General features: G+C 59.1%; 7 protein-coding genes. All 7 read right to left on the minus strand.

Going from position 1 to position 4,921, the window contains the following annotated elements; genetic code table 11:
- Positions 1 to 33: 33 nt before the first annotated feature.
- Positions 34 to 258 carry a hypothetical protein gene (locus WCA53_RS00365; protein ID WP_423904038.1) on the minus strand — a complete coding sequence of 75 codons (225 nt, stop codon included), beginning with the start codon at positions 256 to 258 and terminating at the stop codon, positions 34 to 36.
- A 356-nt stretch (positions 259 to 614) separates the two neighbouring features.
- Complete coding sequence (locus WCA53_RS00370) at positions 615 to 818, minus strand: cold-shock protein (protein ID WP_031362000.1); 204 nt, start codon at positions 816 to 818, stop codon at positions 615 to 617.
- A 244-nt stretch (positions 819 to 1,062) separates the two neighbouring features.
- Positions 1,063 to 1,347 (minus strand): DUF6723 family protein, encoded by a 285-nt coding sequence (locus WCA53_RS00375; RefSeq protein ID WP_423904040.1) that lies wholly within the window; start codon positions 1,345 to 1,347, stop codon positions 1,063 to 1,065.
- Entirely contained in the window at positions 1,344 to 1,628 is a 285-nt protein-coding gene (locus WCA53_RS00380; RefSeq protein WP_423904044.1) for a hypothetical protein, read from the minus strand. The genes WCA53_RS00375 and WCA53_RS00380 overlap by 4 nt, the downstream gene beginning before the upstream one ends.
- An 83-nt stretch (positions 1,629 to 1,711) precedes the next feature.
- Complete coding sequence (locus WCA53_RS00385; protein ID WP_423904047.1) at positions 1,712 to 2,101, minus strand: hypothetical protein; 390 nt, start codon at positions 2,099 to 2,101, stop codon at positions 1,712 to 1,714.
- Between the two features lie 326 nt (positions 2,102 to 2,427).
- Entirely contained in the window at positions 2,428 to 3,837 is a 1,410-nt protein-coding gene (locus tag WCA53_RS00390) for an efflux transporter outer membrane subunit (protein ID WP_423904050.1), read from the minus strand.
- A gap of 7 nt (positions 3,838 to 3,844) precedes the next feature.
- A partial coding sequence (locus tag WCA53_RS00395) for an MFS transporter (protein ID WP_423904053.1) occupies positions 3,845 to 4,921 on the minus strand: 1,077 nt, incomplete at its 5' end.

The following is a 4,921-nucleotide window of genomic DNA, read 5'->3' on the forward strand; positions in this document are numbered from 1 at the left end:
ATGAATGACGCCGCGAACGATTCAGCGAATCAATCAGCCACGAGTATCGACCCAGCGTTTTGCCCATTTACATGAATGAATGAGCGCTTGGGCTTCGTCCTTGAAACAATCAAGCACGTGAAACTGGTAGCGGTTGCCTTTGTTGGTCCCGCTTTTGCGTTCCAGCAAGAGATTCGAGGCAAACGAGCCATCGGGTAAACGATGCGCTGAAGGGACGACTTGATAGCCGTTGTAATGATGAATATGAAGATTTTGCATGATTGAACCACACGAACATACGCATGCCTGACCCATGTTAAATGTCAGAATGCGTCAATGACTGGCGCTGGCGCCTAAAAATTCGCAGAGGGAAAAGCCTAAAGCAGAAGCGCGGCACGAACTAGCAGCGTTCGCGACGATATCGCAGCGGAATTGCAGAAGATTGCAGGGGGACTAAAGCGGACTTAGCGAAGTGCAAACAGATGCAAGCAGAAGCAGACAGGTGCAATACTTAATTGTGCTTATAGGAAACGGCGCCGGCTTTGACACACGGCTACCGCAACCAGGAGCCGGAGCTCCGCGAAACGAGTACTACACGCGTGAACCGGCTCAAGCCAGCCCACGCGAAACATCAATTACAGCGGGGTGATGTTCGAAGCTTGCAGACCCTTCGGGCCTTGCTTGGTTTCGAAGCTAACCTTTTGGTTTTCGGCGAGCGTCTTAAAGCCGTCGCTGCGAATTTCCGAAAAGTGGGCGAAGAGGTCGTCGCCGCCTGCATCAGGCGTAATGAAGCCGAAGCCCTTGCTGTCGTTGAACCACTTGACGATACCGGTATCCATAACAAATCCTTGAAAATATAAAAATGTTGCATCCTCTTTTGGAGGCGAGAGAAGTTTCAAGGAAGTGAGAGGACAACAAATACCGCGGAGAAAACGGAGAATGATGAACAGCAATCGAACTTCTTGAATACTTCGACTTACAGAATACTTGCTGGAGGAAGACCTGTCAAGTGATTTCGGACTGAGCCTAGTCGAAAGATGCAACGTCGCGCGCGCAATAGCGCGACCTTCCCCGCTCCAGCGCCTATTCCGGCACCGCGATGTCACCATCAACAAGACTTGCGCCATAACGCTCGGCATAGTCGCGTGCGCTTTGGGCGTCGGCGAAAAGTGGCATATCGGCACAGCCGACGAACGGATAAATCACGCGCTTGTCGCTCACCCGCACTACCCGCAAGGTGGGCATGGTGCCGCCCGCAGCCCTGCGTGACGAAGCGGCCACGTTGTAGTTGGACGATGCGACTGGCTTGTCGGCGGCACGTTCCCCCGACAATGTTCGCGAGGATGGGCGATCGAGCGAATAGCTCATAAGTCTTCGACCGATTCGCCCGCGACTTGACCGTCAATCAGGCGTTCAGCGTAACGCGTGGAGGCGAGCCGCGCTTCGCCCGACCCACTGAACGGACCTTCGCCCGGCACGCGATACACGCGGCTTGTGGTCGTACTGTCGTCCACGCCACGGCGCGAGATCCTGACGGCAGCGTCGAAGCCGGAGTCGTAGTGGCGCGAGCCATCCGGGCCGCGCGGCTTGTGCGGGTAAATCAGCGGATAGATTTCGAGGCCGCGATAACTTCTGACTGTGTCGTTCATGATCTTCTTTCGGTTATTGCGCGACTTCGTCGAAGTCTCGTCACGCGTGAGTACTGTCAGCGGCCTCTCTCAGAAGGCACGTGTCAGGTGGCGCTTTCCGTGCCGCCTGATAGCGCGGGCGTCAAGGAAGCGGGTGCAGCAATCGATGACCGCGGTTGAAAACGTCGTACCGAGCGTGAGAAGCGCCCGCTGCGTACGTTGTACAGGGCCCCCTCCTGCACTTTGCCGTCGATAATGTCGCGGCCGTACTGCATGGCAACTTCGATCGCGGCTTCAGGGCTAGCCGTCTCGGCTCCCTTCAGCACCGGCGAATAACGCTTCGAGGTCGCGCTGTCAACCGGCATTGCATCGATCTGGACGATGGCGGAGAACCGCTTTTCACCCTTGGCGAACGGATCGCCGTGCGGCGGGAAAATCTGCTGCGAATAAGCGCGCAATTCGTAGCCGCGGTATTCGACGATAGGGATGGCCATGACGCACTCGCTCGACACTGCGCTGACCGTCGTGGAAACCCGCTGAAGGACCGATATGCGAAGAGACGGCCACCAGCATCGGAACGATTAAGAATGCGCCAAATCGTTGCGCGAGGCAAGGCAAATCGGCCAGGCGTATTTTCGGGCACCCTTGACAGACGGTTGAGAAGCGCCAGTTCTTAAAGTTGCAGTTGAAGTGTAGCAGGCTATTTTTCCGGCGCACGGCGGCACGGTGTGTCGTGCGGCATTTTTGGCCGTGCATTGCCGGACTCACACATTGTTAGCCCGCCGTTCCGGTCGGGTTGCTCGGAGAGACGCCGCGCCCTTCACTCCTGCGCGCCCGTTTCACTCCATCCGCCGCCCAGCGATCGATACATCGCCACCGCCGCGAGTGCATGCTCGCGCTTCGCCTGGTTCAGCGAATCCGAATCCCTCAGATACGCTTCCTGTGCCGCCAGCACGTCGAGAAAACCGCTCGCACCGCCTTTATAGAGTTGCGTGGCAAGCCGCAACGATTGATCCGACGACTGCAGTGCGTCGTTCAGGCGATCGGTTTGCTCGGACGTGCTGACCAGGTCGCTACGCGTATCTTCCACGTCCTTCAATGCCTGCAACATGGTTTGTCGAAGATGCAAATCGGATTCGCGCATGCGGCTCTCGTTCTGTTCGATGTCAGCCGTGATGCGCCCCGCGTTGAAGATCGGACTGGTCGCATTGAGCGCGGCACTGAAGAGGTTGTCGGTGAGCGTGGGAAGGCCGAGATAGGACGATGCCAGCAATCCATCGCTCAGATTCAGCGAGAACTTCGGATAGCGCTCCGCCCTCGCCACGCCCACTTCAGCCGCGCGCTGCGTGACTTCGGCATAGGCGCTTTGCACATCGGGGCGACGCAGCAACGCCTGCGACGGCAACATCTGCGGCACCGTGTTTCCAGGCGTGGGAATCGCTGCGGGCGTGGCGAGCACGAGGGTATCGACGGATTCGGGTGTGCGGCCGGAATACACCGCGATAAGGCTCAACTGATGCTGGATCGTCGACGCGGCGCGCGGCAACCGCGCCTGCAATTCGCTCAATTGATTCTGCGCACGCGCGACATCGAGCTGTGTCGATAAACCGTATTGCATGCGCTCCTGCGTGAGACGCAGGGCGCGCTCACGAATTGCTACGTTATCCTGCAGGATTTTTTGCTCGCTTTGCGCCCAGCGCAGATCTACATACGCCGACGCCGTATTGGCCGCAAGCGCGAGGCGAAGCTCATCGACGGCATGCTCGCGGCCCGTCAACTGCGCTTGTGCGGCCAGCAGTTCGAGACGCTCGCCGCCGAACACGTCGGGCGTCCAGTCCAGTGTCAAGCCAATCCCGGCCTGGCGCACGTAACCTAGCGGTGGCGGCGTGTTCTGACGCGCGTCGACGGCGGTTGCACCCGCGTCTAGTTCCGGCAACAGCGCGGCGCGGCGCTGTGTCGTGACAGCTTGAGCCTGCTTCACGCGTTCGAGTGCGGCCTGCACGTCCAGGTTCTGGCTCAGTACCGATGTCACCAACTCACGCAGCACCGGATCGCCGAATTGCGCCGCCCACCATGCGACGGCATTAGCGCTGTCCTGGCGGGCCGCAACGCTCCATTCCACCGGCGCTACGGACGCGACTTCCGTCGGCAAGTCCGCATGCGTGGCGGGTTGTACGGCGCATGCGCCAAGCGCTGCGCACGCCGCCAGCTCCAGCATCAGCTTTTTCATATTGGTCTCAATGAGCGTCGGGAGAAGGTGGCGCGCTCGTAATAGGCCGCGCGAAAACCGCGCACAGAATGCCTACGACAAAGCACAGCGCGAGCACGTAGAACGTGTCGGAGAAAGTCATCACCAGCGCCTCGCGATAAACCATCGCGTGGAGATTCGCGAGCCCGGCATTCGATGCGTTCAGCGCATCGCCGGCGACCGATCCCCAATGCGACACCTGGCGCGCGAGGAACGCTTCGGTTTGCGGACTGCCCGTCACCACGCTTTCGTTCAAGCGCTCGTAGTGAAAGTTGAGGCGATCGTTGAGCATCGTCGCACTGACCGCGATGCCAATCGCGCCGCCTAGATTGCGCATCAGGTTGAACAAGCCGCTCGCCGATTTCAGGCGCGATTGCGGCAACGACCCAAGCGCCATCGTGACGATGGGCGGCACGGCGAACTGCTGCCCGATCCCGCGCAGAGCCTGTGGCAGGAGCAGTTGCTGCCAGCCCCACTCGTTGGTGAGCGGCACGTAGAAGTAGCAGCCCGCGCCAAAGCAGATCAATCCGAATAGCATCAGCCAGCGCATGTCGATGAATCGGGTTGCGAACGCGTACGTGCTGAGCGCGAGCAACTGGAATATGCCAACTGAGAGCAAGGCGAGCCCGATGTGCAGCGAATCGAGGTCGCGCACACGGCTCAAGAACAGCGGCGTGAGGAACACCGATACGAAGATCCCGATACCGGTGATAAACGACAAAAGACTGCCAATTGCGAAGTTCCTGACCGCCAGCGCGCGCAGATCGACGATCGACTCTTTTGCGGTGAACGCGTGAACGAAGAACAGGAAGCCGCAGATGGCCGCGATCCAGGTGCAAGTGATGATGACGTCGTCACCGAACCAGTTCTTGCGCGGACCTTCTTCGAGCACGTATTCAAGACATCCGAGAAAACCCGACATCAGCGCGATGCCGAGGTAGTCGCCTTTCTTCAACAGCGACAGGTCGGGTTCATCGATGCGAACGAACTTCGGCACCAGGATCGCGACCACCAGCCCCGGCACGACGTTCAGGTAAAACAGCCAGTGCCACGACCATTGATCGGT

Origin of the sequence: Caballeronia sp., from assembly GCF_049581465.1 — a bacterium.
Classification (GTDB): Bacteria; Pseudomonadota; Gammaproteobacteria; order Burkholderiales; family Burkholderiaceae; genus Caballeronia.